This is a genomic window from Nocardioides pocheonensis, assembly GCF_003725535.1.
GTDB classification, from domain to species: domain Bacteria; phylum Actinomycetota; class Actinomycetes; order Propionibacteriales; family Nocardioidaceae; genus Marmoricola; species Marmoricola pocheonensis.
In genome coordinates this window covers 44,356-59,912 of the sequence record NZ_RJSF01000041.1, presented here as the reverse complement: position 1 = coordinate 59,912, position 15,557 = coordinate 44,356, and the positions used below count along the sequence as shown (strand labels likewise).

At 67.7% G+C, this 15,557-nt stretch carries 20 protein-coding genes; 14 read left to right on the top strand and 6 right to left on the bottom strand.

Translation table 11 applies throughout. From position 1 onward, the window contains the following. Positions 1–164 precede the first annotated feature (164 nt). Genes EFL26_RS15950 through EFL26_RS15940 form a run of 3 tightly spaced genes read left to right on the top strand, consistent with a single transcriptional unit; the run spans position 165 to position 2,670 of the window. Positions 165–1,355 carry a protein-glutamate methylesterase/protein-glutamine glutaminase gene (locus EFL26_RS15950; protein ID WP_123223907.1) on the top strand — a complete coding sequence of 397 codons (1,191 nt, stop codon included), beginning with the start codon at positions 165–167 and terminating at the stop codon, positions 1,353–1,355. Next, a complete protein-coding gene (locus EFL26_RS15945) occupies positions 1,352–2,188 on the top strand; it encodes a CheR family methyltransferase (RefSeq protein ID WP_123223906.1) in 837 nt (278 codons plus the stop codon). Before EFL26_RS15950 ends, EFL26_RS15945 begins: the two co-directional genes overlap by 4 nt. Continuing rightward, complete coding sequence (locus EFL26_RS15940; protein WP_123223905.1) at positions 2,185–2,670, top strand: chemotaxis protein CheX; 486 nt, start codon at positions 2,185–2,187, stop codon at positions 2,668–2,670. Before EFL26_RS15945 ends, EFL26_RS15940 begins: the two co-directional genes overlap by 4 nt. Before the next feature lie 10 nt (positions 2,671–2,680). Here the strand turns inward: EFL26_RS15940 and EFL26_RS15935 are convergent, their stop codons facing one another. The 3 genes from EFL26_RS15935 to EFL26_RS15925 form a co-directional block, all read right to left on the bottom strand. Then, the gene (locus EFL26_RS15935; RefSeq protein WP_148046738.1) at positions 2,681–2,869 is read right to left on the bottom strand and encodes a hypothetical protein; all 189 of its coding nucleotides are present in this window, start codon (positions 2,867–2,869) and stop codon (positions 2,681–2,683) included. A gap of 319 nt (positions 2,870–3,188) precedes the next feature. Further along, on the bottom strand, positions 3,189–3,896 hold the full coding sequence (locus EFL26_RS15930; RefSeq protein WP_246000232.1) for an FAD-binding oxidoreductase: 708 nt from the start codon (positions 3,894–3,896) through the stop codon (positions 3,189–3,191). After that, on the bottom strand, positions 3,893–4,504 hold the full coding sequence (locus EFL26_RS15925) for a sulfite oxidase-like oxidoreductase (RefSeq protein WP_123223903.1): 612 nt from the start codon (positions 4,502–4,504) through the stop codon (positions 3,893–3,895). The genes EFL26_RS15930 and EFL26_RS15925 overlap by 4 nt, the downstream gene beginning before the upstream one ends. Before the next feature lie 60 nt (positions 4,505–4,564). Here EFL26_RS15925 and EFL26_RS15920 point away from each other — a divergent pair, with 60 nt between their 5' ends. The 3 genes from EFL26_RS15920 to EFL26_RS15910 are packed head-to-tail and all read left to right on the top strand — an operon-like array spanning position 4,565 to position 6,575. Beyond that, a complete protein-coding gene (locus EFL26_RS15920) occupies positions 4,565–6,067 on the top strand; it encodes an MFS transporter (protein WP_123223902.1) in 1,503 nt (500 codons plus the stop codon). Between the two features lie 14 nt (positions 6,068–6,081). Then, the gene (locus tag EFL26_RS15915; RefSeq protein ID WP_123223901.1) at positions 6,082–6,318 is read left to right on the top strand and encodes a hypothetical protein; all 237 of its coding nucleotides are present in this window, start codon (positions 6,082–6,084) and stop codon (positions 6,316–6,318) included. A gap of 56 nt (positions 6,319–6,374) precedes the next feature. Beyond that, a complete protein-coding gene (locus EFL26_RS15910; RefSeq protein WP_123223900.1) occupies positions 6,375–6,575 on the top strand; it encodes a hypothetical protein in 201 nt (66 codons plus the stop codon). Positions 6,576–6,593: 18 nt separating this feature from the next. On the opposite strand, the gene EFL26_RS15905 is transcribed toward EFL26_RS15910, so the two are convergent. Then, positions 6,594–6,902 carry a hypothetical protein gene (locus EFL26_RS15905; RefSeq protein ID WP_123223899.1) on the bottom strand — a complete coding sequence of 103 codons (309 nt, stop codon included), beginning with the start codon at positions 6,900–6,902 and terminating at the stop codon, positions 6,594–6,596. A 377-nt stretch (positions 6,903–7,279) separates the two neighbouring features. Between EFL26_RS15905 and EFL26_RS15900 the strand changes: the two genes are divergently transcribed. The 8 genes from EFL26_RS15900 to EFL26_RS15865 all read left to right on the top strand — a co-directional run bounded on the left by EFL26_RS15900 (position 7,280) and on the right by EFL26_RS15865 (position 14,678). Beyond that, on the top strand, positions 7,280–8,413 hold the full coding sequence (locus EFL26_RS15900) for a tyrosine-type recombinase/integrase (protein WP_123223898.1): 1,134 nt from the start codon (positions 7,280–7,282) through the stop codon (positions 8,411–8,413). A gap of 290 nt (positions 8,414–8,703) precedes the next feature. Further along, entirely contained in the window at positions 8,704–8,913 is a 210-nt protein-coding gene (locus EFL26_RS15895) for a helix-turn-helix domain-containing protein (protein ID WP_123223897.1), read from the top strand. Positions 8,914–9,141: 228 nt separating this feature from the next. Beyond that, on the top strand, positions 9,142–9,402 hold the full coding sequence (locus EFL26_RS15890) for a hypothetical protein (protein WP_123223896.1): 261 nt from the start codon (positions 9,142–9,144) through the stop codon (positions 9,400–9,402). Then, positions 9,399–10,013: a hypothetical protein gene (locus EFL26_RS24540; protein WP_221176994.1), complete on the top strand. Its 615-nt coding sequence runs from the start codon at positions 9,399–9,401 to the stop codon at positions 10,011–10,013. Before EFL26_RS15890 ends, EFL26_RS24540 begins: the two co-directional genes overlap by 4 nt. Positions 10,014–10,352: 339 nt before the next feature. Continuing rightward, positions 10,353–10,616: a hypothetical protein gene (locus EFL26_RS15880; protein ID WP_123223894.1), complete on the top strand. Its 264-nt coding sequence runs from the start codon at positions 10,353–10,355 to the stop codon at positions 10,614–10,616. A 226-nt stretch (positions 10,617–10,842) separates the two neighbouring features. Next, positions 10,843–11,172 carry a hypothetical protein gene (locus tag EFL26_RS15875; RefSeq protein WP_123223893.1) on the top strand — a complete coding sequence of 110 codons (330 nt, stop codon included), beginning with the start codon at positions 10,843–10,845 and terminating at the stop codon, positions 11,170–11,172. 251 nt (positions 11,173–11,423) lie between these two features. Next, positions 11,424–12,794: a phage major capsid protein gene (locus EFL26_RS15870; protein WP_123223892.1), complete on the top strand. Its 1,371-nt coding sequence runs from the start codon at positions 11,424–11,426 to the stop codon at positions 12,792–12,794. 72 nt (positions 12,795–12,866) lie between these two features. Continuing rightward, on the top strand, positions 12,867–14,678 hold the full coding sequence (locus EFL26_RS15865) for a LamG domain-containing protein (RefSeq protein ID WP_123223891.1): 1,812 nt from the start codon (positions 12,867–12,869) through the stop codon (positions 14,676–14,678). A 114-nt stretch (positions 14,679–14,792) separates the two neighbouring features. Here EFL26_RS15865 and EFL26_RS24280 read toward each other — a convergent pair whose 3' ends face one another. Both EFL26_RS24280 and EFL26_RS23910 read right to left on the bottom strand, forming a co-directional pair. Further along, positions 14,793–14,945 carry a hypothetical protein gene (locus EFL26_RS24280; RefSeq protein ID WP_183408220.1) on the bottom strand — a complete coding sequence of 51 codons (153 nt, stop codon included), beginning with the start codon at positions 14,943–14,945 and terminating at the stop codon, positions 14,793–14,795. Beyond that, on the bottom strand, positions 14,942–15,253 hold the full coding sequence (locus EFL26_RS23910; RefSeq protein WP_148046737.1) for a hypothetical protein: 312 nt from the start codon (positions 15,251–15,253) through the stop codon (positions 14,942–14,944). The genes EFL26_RS24280 and EFL26_RS23910 overlap by 4 nt, the downstream gene beginning before the upstream one ends. Positions 15,254–15,557: the final 304 nt, after the last annotated feature.

The following is a 15,557-nucleotide window of genomic DNA, read 5'->3' as shown; positions in this document are numbered from 1 at the left end:
AACATCACCGCGGTGGCGCGGGCGGCGACCGACACCACCTCTGGTGCGGGCAACACCGCCCAGGCTGCCGACGAGCTGGCCCGGATGGCTGCCGAGATGCAAGAGCTCGTCGGCCAGTTCACCTACTGACATCCCACATCGACCTCGACAGAACGGCTGACCCCATGTCCCGCATCTCCGTCCTCGTGGTGGACGACTCCGTCGTCGTCCGCCGCCTGGTCACCGACGTGCTCGCGGGCGAGGCCGACATCGACGTGGTGGGCACCGCCCCGAACGGACGGATCGCCCTGGCCAAGATCCCGCAGCTCAACCCCGACCTCGTGACGCTGGACATCGAGATGCCGATCATGGACGGGCTGGAGACGCTGAAGGAGCTGCGGGCGGCGTACCCGCGGCTGCCCGTGATCATGTTCAGCACGCTGACCGAGCGTGGCGCGACGGCCAGCCTCGACGCCCTGGAGCTCGGCGCCCAGGACTACGTCACCAAACCGGCCAACGTCGGCAGCGTCCAGGCCTCGATGCAGGCGGTCCGCGAGCAGCTGGCGCCGAAGATCCGGTCCCTGTGCCTGCGCCGGGACACCTCGACGACGAACCGCTCAACCCCGGCCACGGGCGCCCCCGCGCCGGTGCGGCTGCGGCCCCAGCCGGCCGCGCCTCCCGTCGTACGCCGGGCCGCGACTCCCCAGCGCCACGTCCCGCCCGACGTGGTCGTGATCGGCGTGTCCACGGGCGGTCCGGACGCGCTCGCGACCGTGCTCGCCGCCCTCCCTGGCTCGCTGCGGGTGCCGGTGGTCGTGGTCCAGCACATGCCGAAGACGTTCACCCGGCTGCTCGCCGAGCGCCTGGACAAGAAGTCGCCGTTGAGCGTCGCCGAGGCGATCGACGGCGAGCCGGTCGTGCCCGGTCGCGTGCTGCTCGCCCCCGGGGACTTCCACCTGCGGCTGCGGCGCACCCGCGAGGGCGTGGTCACCGTGCTCGACCAGGGCACGCCCGAGAACTTCTGCCGGCCCGCCGTCGACGTGCTGTTCCGCTCGGCCGTCACCGCGTACGCCGGCCGCTGCCTCGGCGTGGTCCTCACGGGCATGGGCCACGACGGCACCCGCGGCGCCCAGGCGATCGTGGACGCCGGGGGAGAGGTCATCGCGCAGGACGAGGAGTCGTCGGTCGTGTGGGGCATGCCCGGGGCGGTTGCCGCAGCCGGGCTCGCGTCTGAATTCCTGCCACTCTCGGGGGTCGCCGCAGCGGTGACCAGNNNTGCCGCAGCCGGGCTCGCGTCTGAATTCCTGCCACTCTCGGTGGTCGCCGTATCATTAAAAAAACGAGTCGAGAGCAAGGCGAGCGAGGTACCGGCGTGACCATCACCGAAGCAGACTTCGAGTTCATCAGCTCGGTCGTGAGGGCCGAGTCGGCGATCGTGCTCGAGCGCGGCAAGGAGTACCTGGTCGAGTCCCGGTTGCTGCCGGTCGCCAAGGAGTCCGGACACCCGACGATCGCCGACCTGATCAAGCAGCTGCGGCGCTCGCCCATGGGCCCCCTGCGCGGCCAGGTGATCGAGGCGATGACCACGAACGAGACCTCGTTCTTCCGTGACGTGCACCCGTTCCACGCCCTGTCCGACACGGTGCTCCCCGAGCTGATCCGCGCCCGCGCCGCCGAGCGGTCGCTGAACATCTGGTCGGCGGCCTCGAGCAGCGGTCAGGAGGCCTACAGCATCGCGATGCTGGTGAGCGACGCGCTCGTCGGACAGCCCGGCTGGCGGGTCCGGCTGCTCGCGACGGACATCTCCCAGCAGATGCTGGACCGCACCACGAGCGGCCTGTACAGCCAGCTCGAGGTGAACCGCGGCCTGCCCGCGCAGCGGCTGGTCAAGCACTTCACGCGCCAGGGCACCCACTGGCAGGTCAACGAGGACCTGCGCCGGATGGTCGAGTGCCGACTGCTCAACCTGGACGCTGCCTGGCCGATGATGCCCTCGATGGACGTGATCTTCCTGCGCAACGTCCTCATCTACTTCGACATCCCGACCAAGCAACGCATCCTCGCCCGCGTCCGCAGCCTGCTGCGGCCGGACGGCTACCTGTTCCTCGGAGGAGCGGAGACCACGCTCAACCTCGACGCGGGCTTCGAACGCGTCCAGATCGGCAACGCACCGGCGTACCGGCTGCGAAGTGAAGGGAAGACCGCATGACACTCACCCAGGACCTGCTCGCCCAGGTCGTCGACGACGTGCTGGAGACGTTCGTCGGCGGACTGGCGGACGAGCCGCAGCCCGACGACACCGTGCTGCCGGTGACGGCCTTCGTCCAGATCACCGGGGGGTGGACGGGTGCGGTGCTGTTCTCGTGCTCCGCCGAGCTCGCCTCGACGGTCACGGCGGCGATGCTCGCCCTGCCGGTCGAGGAGCTCACCCAGGACGACATCTCCGACGCCGTCGGCGAGATGGCCAACATGGTCGGTGGCAGCGTGAAGTCGCTGATGCTCGAGCCGGCCGACCTCTCGCTCCCGACGGTGATCTTCGGTGCCAGCGGCGCGTCCGTGCCGGGCACCGAGCTGCTGCACCGGGTGGACCGCACCTGTGCGGGTCAGCCGCTGCGGGTCACCGTGCTGGCGGCCGACCCGTCGCACGCCGGCAGCTCCGGGCACGTCGCCCGCGCGCTGGCCGGCCGCTGACCGGGCCGACTCAGCGGAACAGCACCTCGGCGCACCCGTCGCACTCGTAGCGGCGGACCTCGAGGGCATCGTCGTACTCGACGGCACGCAGCTGCCAGGTGTGCTCGTGCGGCGCGACCAGCTGCAGCCTCGGCGTGGCTTCAGGCTCGGGGGCCTCGATCGGAGGTGCGGGCAGAGCAGTCCACGGACTCACACTCACTGGCCACCTCTTTCGCCCGGGCGCGCGGTGGTCCGCGGCGCAGGACACAAGTGCCCAGATCGGGCGGATCCCAAACCCGCGGAACGGCACCGGTTCGGTGCGGACCGTCGAGGCTGCGGTGCGCGCAGCAGCGCCGTCCCGGATGCTGGGGGTAACACCGGGACGGCGCCATGACGCTCGACCGCAGGCTTGGGGGCGCGGTGAGCGCGACCTGATCCTCGCGAAACAGGCGGGCGGCCGTCTGTAGCCCGATGTCGCCACCGCTGGTCGCCCGAACGGTGGAGACAATCCGGACACCCCGGGCGCACACCCAGCCGGCTCAGCCGGTCGCCCCGAACTGCTCGACCCGGATGGCGTCGGCGGGCACGCCCACCTCGCCGAGCAGGCGCACGGCGTACGACGCGAAGCCCACCGATCCGCAGACGTAGGCCCGCTCGACCCCGGCCACGAGCGGCTCCATCTCGGACGGGTACGGCGGTGCCGCGACCCGCTCGCCGAGGTTCTCCCGCGTCAGGGCAACCAAGGCACCCGAGGCGAGCAGCTCGTCGGCGTACGGGAGCTCCGGCCGCGTGCGGCCCACGGCGCAGACCCGGAGCCGGTCGGTCGCGCCGACCCGGCGGGCGTAGCGCAGCATCGAGACGACCGGCACGACCCCGGTGCCGCCGGTCAGGCACACCGCGCGCACGTCGCCGGTCCAGGTGAACCAGCCGCCGATCGGCCCGCGCAGCTCGAAGGCGTCGCCGACCCGCGCCTCGTCGTGGAGGTGACCGGATACCTCGCCGCCCGGCAGGCACTCCACCATCAGCTCGAGGAGGGGATCGGCGGGGTCGGAGGCGATCGAGTAGGACCGCTGCGCGGTGTAGCCGTCCTCGGCCCGCAGCCGGAGCACGCAGTGCTGCCCGGGGGTGTAGGTGAAGGACTCCTCCAGCTCGAGCCGGAGCCGCACCAGGCGGTCCCCGATCCGCTCGACCTCCGCGGCGCGCGCCGTGGTCCAGGGAGCGACGGTCGCGTCCGCCGGCGCGCTCACGGGTCGCCCTGGTAGCGCTGCTCGAGCCACGGGTCGCCGCGGTCGTGGTAGCCGTTCTGCTCCCAGAACCCGGGCTGGTCCTCGGCGAGCAGCTCGAGCCGGCTGATCCACTTGGCCGACTTCCAGAAGTACAGGTGCGGCACCAGCAGCCTGACCGGGCCGCCGTGCTCCACGGGGAGCGGACGGCCGTCGTACTCCCAGGCGAGCCAGGCCTTGCCCCCGGTGACGTCGGCGAGCGGCAGGTTCGTGGAGTAGCCGGTGCTCGAGTGCGCGAGCACGTACGCCGCGTCGGCCGTGGGCCGGGCGATCGCGAGCAGCTCGTCGACGCTCACCCCGCCGAAGGTGGTGTCGAGCTTCGACCACGACGTGACGCAGTGGATGTCACCGAAGTACGTCGACCCGGGCAGGGCGTGCGCCTGCCGCCACGTCCACGTGTGCGGTCGCTCGACGAGGCCGTCGACGGTGATCGTCCACTCGTCGGGCGCGATGTCCGGGGTGGCCTCCGCGGTCAGCGTCGGCCAGTCGGTGCCGGTGTCGTACTGACCGGGTGGGAGGCGCTCGGGTCGCTCCGGGCGGCGCTTGCCGGTGAAGCCGCGCGTGACAGGCATGCGCACACGGTAGAGCGCCCGGGGTAATGCGTGATGCCCACCCGGGGTAAGGGGGCGGCCATGAGCGGACGAGTCGAGACCGGACGGATCACCACGGACATACCCGCACGGCTGGACCGGCTCAGGTGGAGCCGGTGGCACTGGACCGTGCTGATCGGGCTCGGCACGGTCTGGATCCTCGACGGCCTCGAGGTCACGATCGTGGGCTCGATGTCCGACGCGCTCAAGCCGGACCGCACCGGTCTCGGCATGAGCGCGTTCGACATCGGTCTCGCCGGGGCCGTCTACGTCGCGGGCGCCTGCCTCGGCGCCCTCGTCTTCGGGCAGCTCACCGACCGCTTCGGTCGGAAGCGGCTGTTCATGATCACGCTGGGCGTCTACCTCGTCGGCACCGTGCTGACCGCGTTCTCGATGAACCCGATGTGGTACTTCGCCTGCCGGTTCATCACCGGCACCGGCATCGGCGGCGAGTACGCCGCGATCAACTCGGCGATCGACGAGCTGATCCCCGCGCGCTACCGCGGACGCGTCGACATCGCGATCAACGGGTCGTTCTGGGTGGGCGCGGCCGGTGGGTCGCTGCTCACGGTGCTGCTGCTCGACAAGTCGGTGATCCCCGCCGAGCTCGGCTGGCGCCTGGCGTTCGGGCTCGGGGCGCTGCTCGCGGTCGGCGTGCTGTTCGTGCGCCGCGCCGTGCCCGAGAGCCCGCGGTGGCTGTTCATCCACGGCCGTGAGCAGGAGGCCGAGCGGATCGTCAGCGAGATCGAGGAGACCGTCCGGCGCGAGACCGGCCAGGAGCTCGGCACGGTGTCCGGCACGATCACGGTGCGCCAGCGCAAGGCGATCGGGATCGGGCTGATCGCGCGCACCGTCTTCACGATGTACCCGCGCCGCACGATCCTGTGCTTCTCGCTGTTCGTCGGACAGGCATTCCTCTACAACGCCTTCTTCTTCACCTACGGCGACACCTTGACCACGTTCCTCGACGTGGGCCAGACGGGCTGGTACCTCGCGGTCTTCGCCGCGAGCAACTTCCTCGGCGCGCTGCTGCTCAGCCCGCTGTTCGACCGGGTCGGCCGCGTCCGGATGATCTCGGGCACGTACGTCGTGTCCGGGCTGCTGCTCGCCGGCACCGGCCTCGTCCTCGGCAGTGTCTCCGCGGTGTCGCTGACCGTGATGGGCTCGATCATCTTTTTCTTCGCCTCTGCCGGTGCCAGCGCGGCGTACCTGACCGCCAGCGAGGTGTTCCCGATGGAGACGCGGGCCCTCTGCATCGCGTTCTTCTACGCGATCGGCACGGCCGTCGGCGGCATCACGGGCCCGTTGCTGTTCGGCTCGCTGATCGACCACGCGTCGGCCCACCACGACATCTCGGCGATCGCGATCGGCTACTTCATCGGTGCCGCGCTCATGGTCGGCGGCGGCGTGGTCGAGGCCGTGCTCGGTGTCCACGCGGAGGGCAGGTCGCTCGAGGACATCGCCCGGCCCCTCACCGCCGAGGACGAGGACAGCGACACCGTCGACACGGGTCGCGCCGGCGCGCCCGCGCTGGGGACGGCCTGACAGGAGGGAATGCCATGCCGATGCCCCCACCGAAGCCCACGACCGAGGGTCCGAACGACCGCCAGGTCGCCCGGGAGATGCAGCAGCTCGTCCGCGCCCTTCGCGACCAGGGACCGCTCGTCCCGGAGATGCTCGCGGTCGCGGTCGGCGCGCCGTACTGGGAGGACGGGCGCTTCGAGCGAGCGCTGGCCTTCTGCCTCGCCGACGGCCTGCTGGTGAGCCGGCCGGACGGGCGGCTCGCAGCGAGCTGACCGAGCGCCGGGCTTGCGCCCGCTGCCGCTGGGTACTCCTCGTCCAGGAGGCATCCATGCGAATCGGTTCTGTGCTCGTCGTGCTCTGGCTGCTGATCGGCGTCCTGGCGGCGTACCAACGCGACTACTTCTCCGGCAAGGACACCAACTGCGCGAAGACCAGCACGGTCGTCGTCACGGTGATCGCGGGCCCGCTGAACTACGTCGGCCTCAACCCCAAGGTGAAGCACTGCAAGGTCCCGCAGCCCTCGAAGTGAGTCTGAGCAGAGCGGCGCTCAGTGCCGCCGGGCGGTGACGGCCCGCGCTGCCTCGCTCACGTGCGTCACGACCTGACCCAGTCGGTCGACGCACACGACGGTGACCCGCAGGCGAGATCCTCCCTGACCGCTGCCCGACTGCTGGACGTCCACGCGGGTGCGCACGCCGAGTCGGCGTCCAGCCAGGAGGGACGCCCAGTGGAGGTCGACGATTCTCTGGTTCGGAGTCGCCGCCACCTCGGCGACGAACTCACCGCGCTCGCGGAGATCGCTCGCGATCTTCGTGATGAGAACTTCGTGCGGATCGTCGGACGGTTCGACAGTCATGGAGACCCCCGGTCTTTCTCCGGCAGCGACCCCGCGCCCTCGATGTTCCCCACGGGACTTACGTGACCACGGTAAACCCGCGTGACTGATGAGGGAAGGAAATCGCCCACCACGCTCCGGGCTCGTGCCGATGTCTCGCAGGTACATGGCACGAGGCCGGTTCCCTGTCGGGAACCAGCCTCGGAGATGTGCCTTCGCTGGTGGGCGATACTGGGTTTGAACCAGTTTCCAGATTCTGTAGCGATACTGGGTCTGACCTGCGGTCTAGGCTCAAAAATCGCGCTTGTGAGTGCACAGTATCGCGTGTCAGAGGTGGACACAACCAGACACGCAGATACACTCGATCTGGCACGTACGTGGCACGAGAGGCGGATCGAGTGGCGAACAGGAAGGGCACCAAGGCTCGGTTCGGGAGCATTCGACTGCTCCCATCTGGCCGCTATCAAGCCCGCTACGTCGGCCCGGATGGGCTCACTCACAAGGCTCACACGACGTTCGACACCAAGGGCGACGCTGAGACCTGGCTCGCCACGATCCGGGCTGACATCGTCCGGGACGCGTGGAGCCCGTACGGCTCGACCCGCGGCAAGTCCCGAGCGCTGACGTTCGGCACCTACTCAGACAAGTGGCTCGCCGGCCGTCGGCTCGAGGCCCGCACCCGCGCCCACTACCGGGCGCTGCTCGACCAGCACATCCTCCCGACCTTCGCCGCGGTGCCGCTCAAGCACATCACCCCGGATCTCGTCCGCGACTGGTACGCCACGACCGGACTCTCGACGCCGACGACACGAGCGCACGCGTACGGGCTCCTGCGCACGATCCTGGGACAGGCCGAGCGCGACGACGTCATCACGAAGAACCCGTGCCACATCCGCGGTGCAGGCAACACCAAGCGTGTGAAGAAGATCGAGCCCGCCACCCTCGCCGAGCTCGAGACGATCGTGACCGCCCTCCCGGAGCGCTATCGCGTGATGGCGCTGCTCGCGTCGTGGTGCGGTCTCCGGTTCGGTGAGCTGGCCGAGCTGCGCCGCGGAGACGTGAACACCAAGGCGGGCGTGATCCATGTCCGGCGAGGCATGGTGCGGGCGGCGGGGGAGACGATCGTGAAGAAGCCCAAGAGCGACGCCGGCATCCGCGACGTCGCCATCCCGCCGCACCTCCTGCCGATGGTCCGCGAGCACATGCTCAAGCACGCCGAGCCCGGCAAGGACGGCCTCCTGTTCCCAGCGCGCGGGGGAGGACACCTCGCGCCCTCGAGCCTGTACCGCGTCTTCTATTCGGCACGAGAGGCGGCGGGGCGTCCGGACCTCCGATGGCATGACCTCAGGCACACGGGCGCCGTGCTCGCCGCCCAGACCGGCGCGACGCTGGCCGAGCTGATGGGCAGGCTTGGGCACTCGACGCCAGGCGCTGCGCTGCGTTATCAGCATGCCGCCCAAGGCAGGGACATGGAGATCGCGAAGGCTCTGTCGGATCTGGTCACACAGCGGGCTGATCTCCAAGAGACCTGAACTCCTGAAGTCTCAGATTATGGACAACTTTTTTCAGGGCGTTCGGGAGTTGGCTGGGGTCGGTTGGGGTCAGTTGGGGTTGCGTTCGCGCGTCCTCAGCCTCGCAATATCGACGTGAACCAGGCGCTGGACCGGCAACGCGGGTGGTGCGGCTGAAAGAATAGGGACATGTCCCCTCACTAGCGGATTAACGCACTACCAGTGAGAGAAAGACCGCACGGACCCCCGGCGCCCAGTCGCCAAACAGAACGCCGAGGGTCCGCAGACACTCCTGATAGGAGAGCACACCCATGGTGGCACAAGCCCTGCCGAACACCCGCCGCCGTCTTGGAAAGATCTCAGACGGCGCAGCAATTCTCGACTGTGACCCCAAGACGGTCCGCCGCTACATCGCACAAGGTCTGCTGACGGGCTATCGCGTCGGACCCCGGAACCTTCGGGTGGACCTCGACGAAGTTGACGCGCTAGCGCGGCCTATCCCGACCGCCACCGCGAGCTGAAGTGACCGCGCACGACGGGGCAGCCTTCACCGCCTGCCCGTGCGGCTGCACGCCAGATACGCGAGACGAGTGCCTCACGAACCTGCCTGTTCCCCAGATCAAGGGCTGCGGCGGGTGTGAGTCGCTCGACTCAACGGAGATCGCATACTGCGCGAGCCGCGGGTATTACTGCGGCCCGGACTCTTGCGCGCTCAAGTCGATGCTCGGCGGTGTCGCATGAGTTGGCGTGTGACCTTCGATCACGGCTCCGCGTTCGTTGAAGGCCCGAAGACTGAAGCTCGACGCCGACTGGCGGCATGCGGGGACACTTCGCCGATCTGGACCGCGCGCCGCAACGCGTGGGCCACGTCGACAGAGGCGGCCAGCAGGCTCCTCGACCAGCTCGAGGCCCGCAACGCTCCTACTGTCGTGGAGGACAGCGCGCAGAGCGGACTGACGTTCAGCGAGGCCCAGGCCGCGAACCACCTCCCGGATGCGGGTCTGTGGTGAGCCGCGATATCCGGCAGCGGATCTTCAAGGGCGTCATGGGCAGTCGCGAACTCACGCCGGCCCAACAGATGTTCATGATGGCCGTTCTTACCCTGCGCTCCGAGCGTATTGACGGCACGGTCCGATTCGGCAGCAAGGCGATGGGACCAGACGGCAAGTTCACCTTGCACCTGGACTACCTCGCTCGGGCACTCAACACGAGCCCTGACAACGTGAAATACCTCCGTCGCGGATGCCAGTCGAAGGGCTATCTCAGCGAGGTTCACAGGGGGACCCACGGGCGACCGAGCTGCTATCAGGCCCTAGTCGTAAGGGGTAAGGAATCCTACGGGGTTACGTTCAGGGAAATCCTCACCCCTTACGTGCGGGCAATGACCCTCACAAGGGGGGAGAAAACTCCACCCCTTACCTATAAGACGCCAGACCAAGGCGACCACGCGCCCAACTGGCGCGTCCCAACCCCCGCAGTGGTTGAGAACAAAGCGCATCGACAGGGGACCTCGTCTTCGTCGCCGCTTCCTGCCCCGGCTCACGTCTGTGAGTGGCACGAGCACACGGGATGTCCCGCTGACTGCGCCAACTTCCCCGACGACGAACGGACTGCATCATGAGCACGAACGTGATTGATCTGACCGCGAGACTGCAGCAGTCGCCGGCCCCGTGTGGGTGTACGCGGCACATGTTCGAAGCTGTGATGGAACGCGCCCAATCGCAACTCGGGGGGTCGCTACTGGTGAGCCGAGACGTGCTCGAGGGCGTGATCGCTGACATCGGCGTGACGCTCGAGGCCGTCCTCACTCCGAGCCAGGGGATGCGCCCATGAATGTCGACTCAATCGCTTGGGTTCCGTGCGCGGAACTCGGATGCACCAACGGCCTAGTCGTCGACGCCAGACACGTCCGCAACTTCGAAGGCCGCGACTGGACATGTGCCGAACACGAGGAGCAGCGATGACCGACGAAGAGTTCGACCGTCTGCGCTTCCTCGTCTGGCACGACACGGTTCGACGCATCGGTCACCGCGGCGGCCTCATGTCCTGGCAACTCGACGTCGTACGACGCGACCTGCTGCCCGGGGGCATCTTCCCAGCCGGCTCGATCCCTGCCGACCTCGAGCCCGACCGGATCAAGCTGCTCGACGAAGTTTGTGCAGGACTCGCAGCGATGGTCGGAGGCCCCGCGCCCGACTTCCCGCCCGAGGAGCCGACCCAATGATCGAACCTGTTTCTGAGGTGCACACCGCGCTGACCAGCCAGTCGAAACATTTCTCTCTCCGCGCGTGGACGTTCGACTCGGCCGACCCTGATCTAGCTGGTTCTGAGTGGGCGCTCTCGCTGACCAGCCAGTACGCGGCCCACACGCACGTGGAAAAAACGGTGTGTGTGCGTTGTCGACTGGCTGGTCAACCGGGCGTGGTTCTCAGAACTGGAAGCGATCTCCGATGAGTCGGATGATGCATCCGGGGCTCGCGAAGGAGTTGGAGAGTCTGACCGAGGCTGAGCGCCGTCTGATCGTGCGCTTGTCCTCGGAAGGCGACTTCTCCCCGTTGATAGGGAGGCTGCTGCGTGGTTGGACGTGTCAGATCCTGAGTGACCAGTGGCAGGAGGCCGCGACCCTTGCTGGTCTCGAGGCTGACCGCCGCGCCGAGCTCGACGAGGTCGACCTCCGCGTGAACGGTGAGCCTCCTCCCGTGACGGGTAAGCCTGCGACCTTCGACCCCCGAAACTGGGGCGTGGATTGTAGAGTAAGCGACCCAAAGAAGTCAATCTAGTGATATACTGAAGTCTCCTTCGTTTGGGCCGTCTTCGGCCCGGATCCCGCAAGGCCTCGACTGATCAGCTAGTCCAGTGATCAGCCGCCTCCTTGCCCCATCCGGGTTGAAGGCGCTCCAAGCAACCAGGTCCCGCGACCTCGGCCGATCTGTCTGATCGCCGCCACTCGCGCCATCTGAGAAACCCATTTCTCTGGCGCGGGCCCTCTTATCTCGCGGGTGCCGTGCCCTTTCTCAGAGGGGCATCCCCAATGTCTTCTTCAGTTCTCGAAAACCTGCGCTCCAACAAGGCTGCGCTCAAGTCCGAGATGCACTCGATGCTCGAGCGTGCCGAGCGCGAAAAGCGCGACCTCACCTCAGCCGAGGACAAGGTCTTTAACGCGAAGCTCGAGCAGCTCGAACGAATCGCCGCCCGCATCGACGACATCTCCGAGCAGATGGTCATGGAGGCTCGCGCTGCGGCCCATCACGTCGAGACCGGCACCGCGAAGCGTGAGCGGTCCGGCTGGTCTGTGACCGGCGAGCCCGAGGTCTACCGCGACCCGCACAAGGATCCGACTTCGCCGTCGTTCTTCCTCGACATGCGCAACGCCAAGCTTGGCGACTGGGCTGCCGCGGATCGTCTGAACCGCAACGAGCAGGCTCGCGGGCTTGAGTCTCGTGCGGGTGACATGACCACCGTGGCGGGCGCTGGTGGCCAGTTCGCGCCGCCGGCCTGGCTGGTCGACCAGTTCGTCGCTCTGGCTCGTCCGGGGCGCGTAGCGGCCAACCTCGCAACGCACGACGCCCTCCCAAGCGGCGTGTCCTCGCTGAATCTGCCGAAGGTGGCGAGCGGGGCGGCAGTAGGCGTACAGGCCACCCAGAACTCCGCTTTGGTGGACACCGCGATGACGACTACGTCGGTGTCCTCAGGCGTGACCACCATCGGCGGTAGGCAGATCGTGAGCCTGCAACTTCTCCAGCAGAGCGGGATTCCGTTCGACCGGGTGATCCTTGGTGATCTGGCGGCTGACTACGCCAAGCAGCTCGACACGCAGTTCCTCTACGGGTCGGGCGCTTCTGGGCAGCTTCGGGGACTCGTTGGGGTCGCGACCAATACGGCTTACACGACCGCATCGCCCGCGCTGACGTCGGCGACGGCCGCGAACAGCTTCTACAACAAGGTGATCGCCGCGTCGGCGGGGATCGCAACCACGCGATATCTGGCGGCCAACGCGGTCGTCATGCACCCGAACCGCTGGGCGTGGTGTCTCGAGGCACTCGACGGGCAGGTCCGCCCGATCATCGCTGCGGACGGCAACTCGATGAACTCGGCTGCGGTCAGCACTGAGGTTGCGGCGGAGGGCAGCGTCGGCACGATCGCCAAGCTGCCGGTGTACCTCGACGCAAATATCAGCCTGACGGCCAACAGCGCGACGAACCAGGATGAGGTGTACGTCCTTCGTCGGGAGGACGTGTACCTGTGGGAGTCCGAGCTTCGGCTCGAGTCTTTCGAGCAGCCGTACGCGGATAACGCGTCTGTGTTGTTCCGTGCGCTGGCGTTCGCTGCTGCGATTCCTGACAGGTACTCCGCGAGCGTGGCGAGCATCCGCGGGACCGGCCTAGTGGCTCCGGTTCTGTAACAGACCGGTCCCGCCCGCGCGGTGCTTGGCGGTGTGGCGCGGGCGGGACCTTCAACTCGCGAAGGAATCACAATGACCGGTCTGCCTACTGTTCAGGTCCTTTTGGACGACGGGACGGGCACGTTTCCGTTTGATATCACCAGCAAGGTGCTGATCGCCGACGGTTGGAGATTCAGCCGTGGCCGTCAGGATTGGCAGGGTGGTGTGACGTCGGGTGATCTGTCTCTGACGTTGAACAATGCTGATGGTCGTTTCACGCCGGGCTCGACGATCCTGGCGACCCCGTCGCCGATCAAGGTTGATCAGCGGATCCGGATCAAGGAGACGGTGAACGCTACGACGTTCACGCGGTTTACCGGGTATGTGAAGTCGTGGCCGGTGGCGTGGCCGGCGACGGTGTCGTCGTGGTCGACGGTGCGGCTTGTGGCGACGGATGCGCAGGCACGGGCTGAGCGGCAAGTGTTGAAGTCCGTGGTCGATGAGGAGTTCGGGATCGACACGCCGATCGCCTACTACCCGGTCGACGACGCCGCCGGGACGGTCTTGGCGACCGACCGCTCGGGCAATCAGCACGACCCCTTGGCGCTTTCCGGAAGCGGTGTCCTTGGAGACACGAGCAGGGGGCTCACATCTGCGATGCTCCACTCCACCGGCGTGCTGCAGGCCTCCTATGGGGCGGCGGGCGTCCCTGCAGTCGGCGTCTGCTTCGCATTCTCGGCTAGTCCGGTCACGGCAACCGTGACCATTGGCGCGTTTGGGTCCTCCGCGACGGACTTCATCGGCACTGGATTCGGCATTTTCCAGATCAGCTCCTCGGGCAACCTCTACAACCTGGTCTTCTACATCGCTGGCAACGGCGCTAACGGCATCGCCTCCTCGACAACCGTGGCTGACGGCAATCTGCACGTTGCCGAGGTTCAGTACAGCGGGGGCACATGGACGCTGTACCTCGACGGGTCCGCGGTCGGCTCGCTCGCTGGCAGCGCACCGTCCCCAGTCGCGCTGTTGAGGTTCGTCGGGGACACGTTCAACACCAACGCGACCGTCGCGCAGGTGGCGCTCTTCTCGACCGCTACCGGATCTGCGCGAGCCGCCTCGCGCGCAAAGGCGATCTTGACGGGCTTCGCGGGCGAGTCAGGGGTCGCCCGCATCACTCGCCTGGCGGGCTACGCCAACCTGCCCGTCGGCACTCTGGACGCGTCCCTCACCAACGTCGCCGCCGCGGAAACCGCCGGCCGCTCGCCGTGGGATGCCCTTCAGCAGGCCGCCAACGCCGAGGTCGGCGTGGTCTACTTCGACGGCTCCGGGAACCTCACGTTCCACAACAGGAACCGCCCTGCGGCCAAGACTGCGCCGGACCTGACCCTGTCGGCCGCCTACATCACGCCCGACGTGCAGCCGGTGACCGATGACCAGCAGATGGTCAACTACGTGGAGGGAACCGCGGCGGGAACTGGCACCACCCAAGTGGTTCGGAACACTGCGTCCGAAGCGTCGCACGGCCGATACCCGACGTCTGTGGAGTACCTGGTGCAAACGGACCAGGAGGTGACCGACCGCATCAACTGGATCGTGGGCAACTTCGCCGAGCCGACCACGCGCTACGGGACGCTGACCATCAACCTGTATGCGATGACTGCGCCGCAAGCTGCCGCAGTTCTCTCTGCGATCGAGATCGACTGTTGGCTTCAGGTCACTTCCATGCCGAGTCAGAACACCGGCGGGACAACCGCGGACGTGGTGGTCGAGGGCTACGCCGAGGAAGTCACGGCGTCCTCATGGAAGCTGACGTGCAACGTCGTCTCCAAGTCGCTCACAGACTGCCTCATCCTCGGCGACCCCGTCCGCGGCCTGCTCGACGCCGGCAACCGTCTTTACATCTGACGAACGACCCCGCGGCAGGTTGGGCCGCGGGGTCGCTATCACTATCTCGGGTATGCAGTTGTGGCGGGACCATTCCCGCGCGACTCAGCGCCTAAACGTAGCGAGTTCCATTCTCTAGAGATTCGCACGCTGGGCGTCGCGGCCGAGAAGAAAGACGTTCTTCTGCTGCGCCCCGTAGCGACGCGCCGTGAGGATCACCAGCGGACCGACCCTCAAGTAGCCGCGGCCGGCGATGTAGCCGGGCCAGTCGAGCAGGCGGCGGATCATGCCATCGCCTCTCCGTGCGCGGCCTTCCTCAGGTCCGTGACGTTGATGCCGGCCCCGAGAGCCATCGCCGCCCTATCGACGTCGGCAACCGTCGCCGCTTGAAGGTCGATGCCAAGATCCCCGGCGACCTTCTCGGCCGTAGAACCAGTGACCTTCGCCAGTCGGTCCAGGGTTCTGAGCGCGTCCGGGTGCGCCGGAGTGACCTCGTCGCACGTCGCGATGATCTTGGCCGCATACTCGCGCGCAGCCTCGATCGTGAAGTAGTCGCCACCTGTCCCGAGGGCTCGCCCACGGCGGACGAGGGACAAGCGGAGATCGCCTGTGCCCACACGGAAGGCGTGGACAGTGCTGACGCCGTGCGGGTCCGCCTCGGGCACTCGCACGATCGCGTGCCGCTCGCTCTGACAAGCGACCGCGCCGGCCTCGTGATCGGTGCGGCACCAGATCGGGCACGGCCTGATTTCGGGGGTATCTGACATTGCGGTAGTGCACTCTTGCGACATGAGGTGATGCCTTCCTGTTTGGGTGTTACCTCAAGGCCCGTTCTGGTCCTCAACCGACCAGGGCGGGCCGCTTTCATTGCATCCTCCGTCCGACCGCCGACAGACGCGG

What these genes read in the sequence shown, in the direction of transcription:
- EFL26_RS15940 (WP_123223905.1), top strand. Translation starts at nt 2,185, where the DNA reads ATGACACTCACCCAGGACCTGCTCGCCCAGGTCGTCGACGACGTGCTG.
- EFL26_RS15925 (WP_123223903.1), bottom strand. Translation starts at nt 4,504, where the DNA reads ATGCCTGTCACGCGCGGCTTCACCGGCAAGCGCCGCCCGGAGCGACCC.
- EFL26_RS15920 (WP_123223902.1), top strand. Translation starts at nt 4,565, where the DNA reads ATGAGCGGACGAGTCGAGACCGGACGGATCACCACGGACATACCCGCA.
- EFL26_RS15915 (WP_123223901.1), top strand. Translation starts at nt 6,082, where the DNA reads ATGCCGATGCCCCCACCGAAGCCCACGACCGAGGGTCCGAACGACCGC.
- EFL26_RS15910 (WP_123223900.1), top strand. Translation starts at nt 6,375, where the DNA reads ATGCGAATCGGTTCTGTGCTCGTCGTGCTCTGGCTGCTGATCGGCGTC.
- EFL26_RS15905 (WP_123223899.1), bottom strand. Translation starts at nt 6,902, where the DNA reads ATGACTGTCGAACCGTCCGACGATCCGCACGAAGTTCTCATCACGAAG.
- EFL26_RS15895 (WP_123223897.1), top strand. Translation starts at nt 8,704, where the DNA reads ATGGTGGCACAAGCCCTGCCGAACACCCGCCGCCGTCTTGGAAAGATC.
- EFL26_RS15880 (WP_123223894.1), top strand. Translation starts at nt 10,353, where the DNA reads ATGACCGACGAAGAGTTCGACCGTCTGCGCTTCCTCGTCTGGCACGAC.
- EFL26_RS15875 (WP_123223893.1), top strand. Translation starts at nt 10,843, where the DNA reads ATGAGTCGGATGATGCATCCGGGGCTCGCGAAGGAGTTGGAGAGTCTG.
- EFL26_RS15870 (WP_123223892.1), top strand. Translation starts at nt 11,424, where the DNA reads ATGTCTTCTTCAGTTCTCGAAAACCTGCGCTCCAACAAGGCTGCGCTC.
- EFL26_RS15865 (WP_123223891.1), top strand. Translation starts at nt 12,867, where the DNA reads ATGACCGGTCTGCCTACTGTTCAGGTCCTTTTGGACGACGGGACGGGC.
- EFL26_RS24280 (WP_183408220.1), bottom strand. Translation starts at nt 14,945, where the DNA reads ATGATCCGCCGCCTGCTCGACTGGCCCGGCTACATCGCCGGCCGCGGC.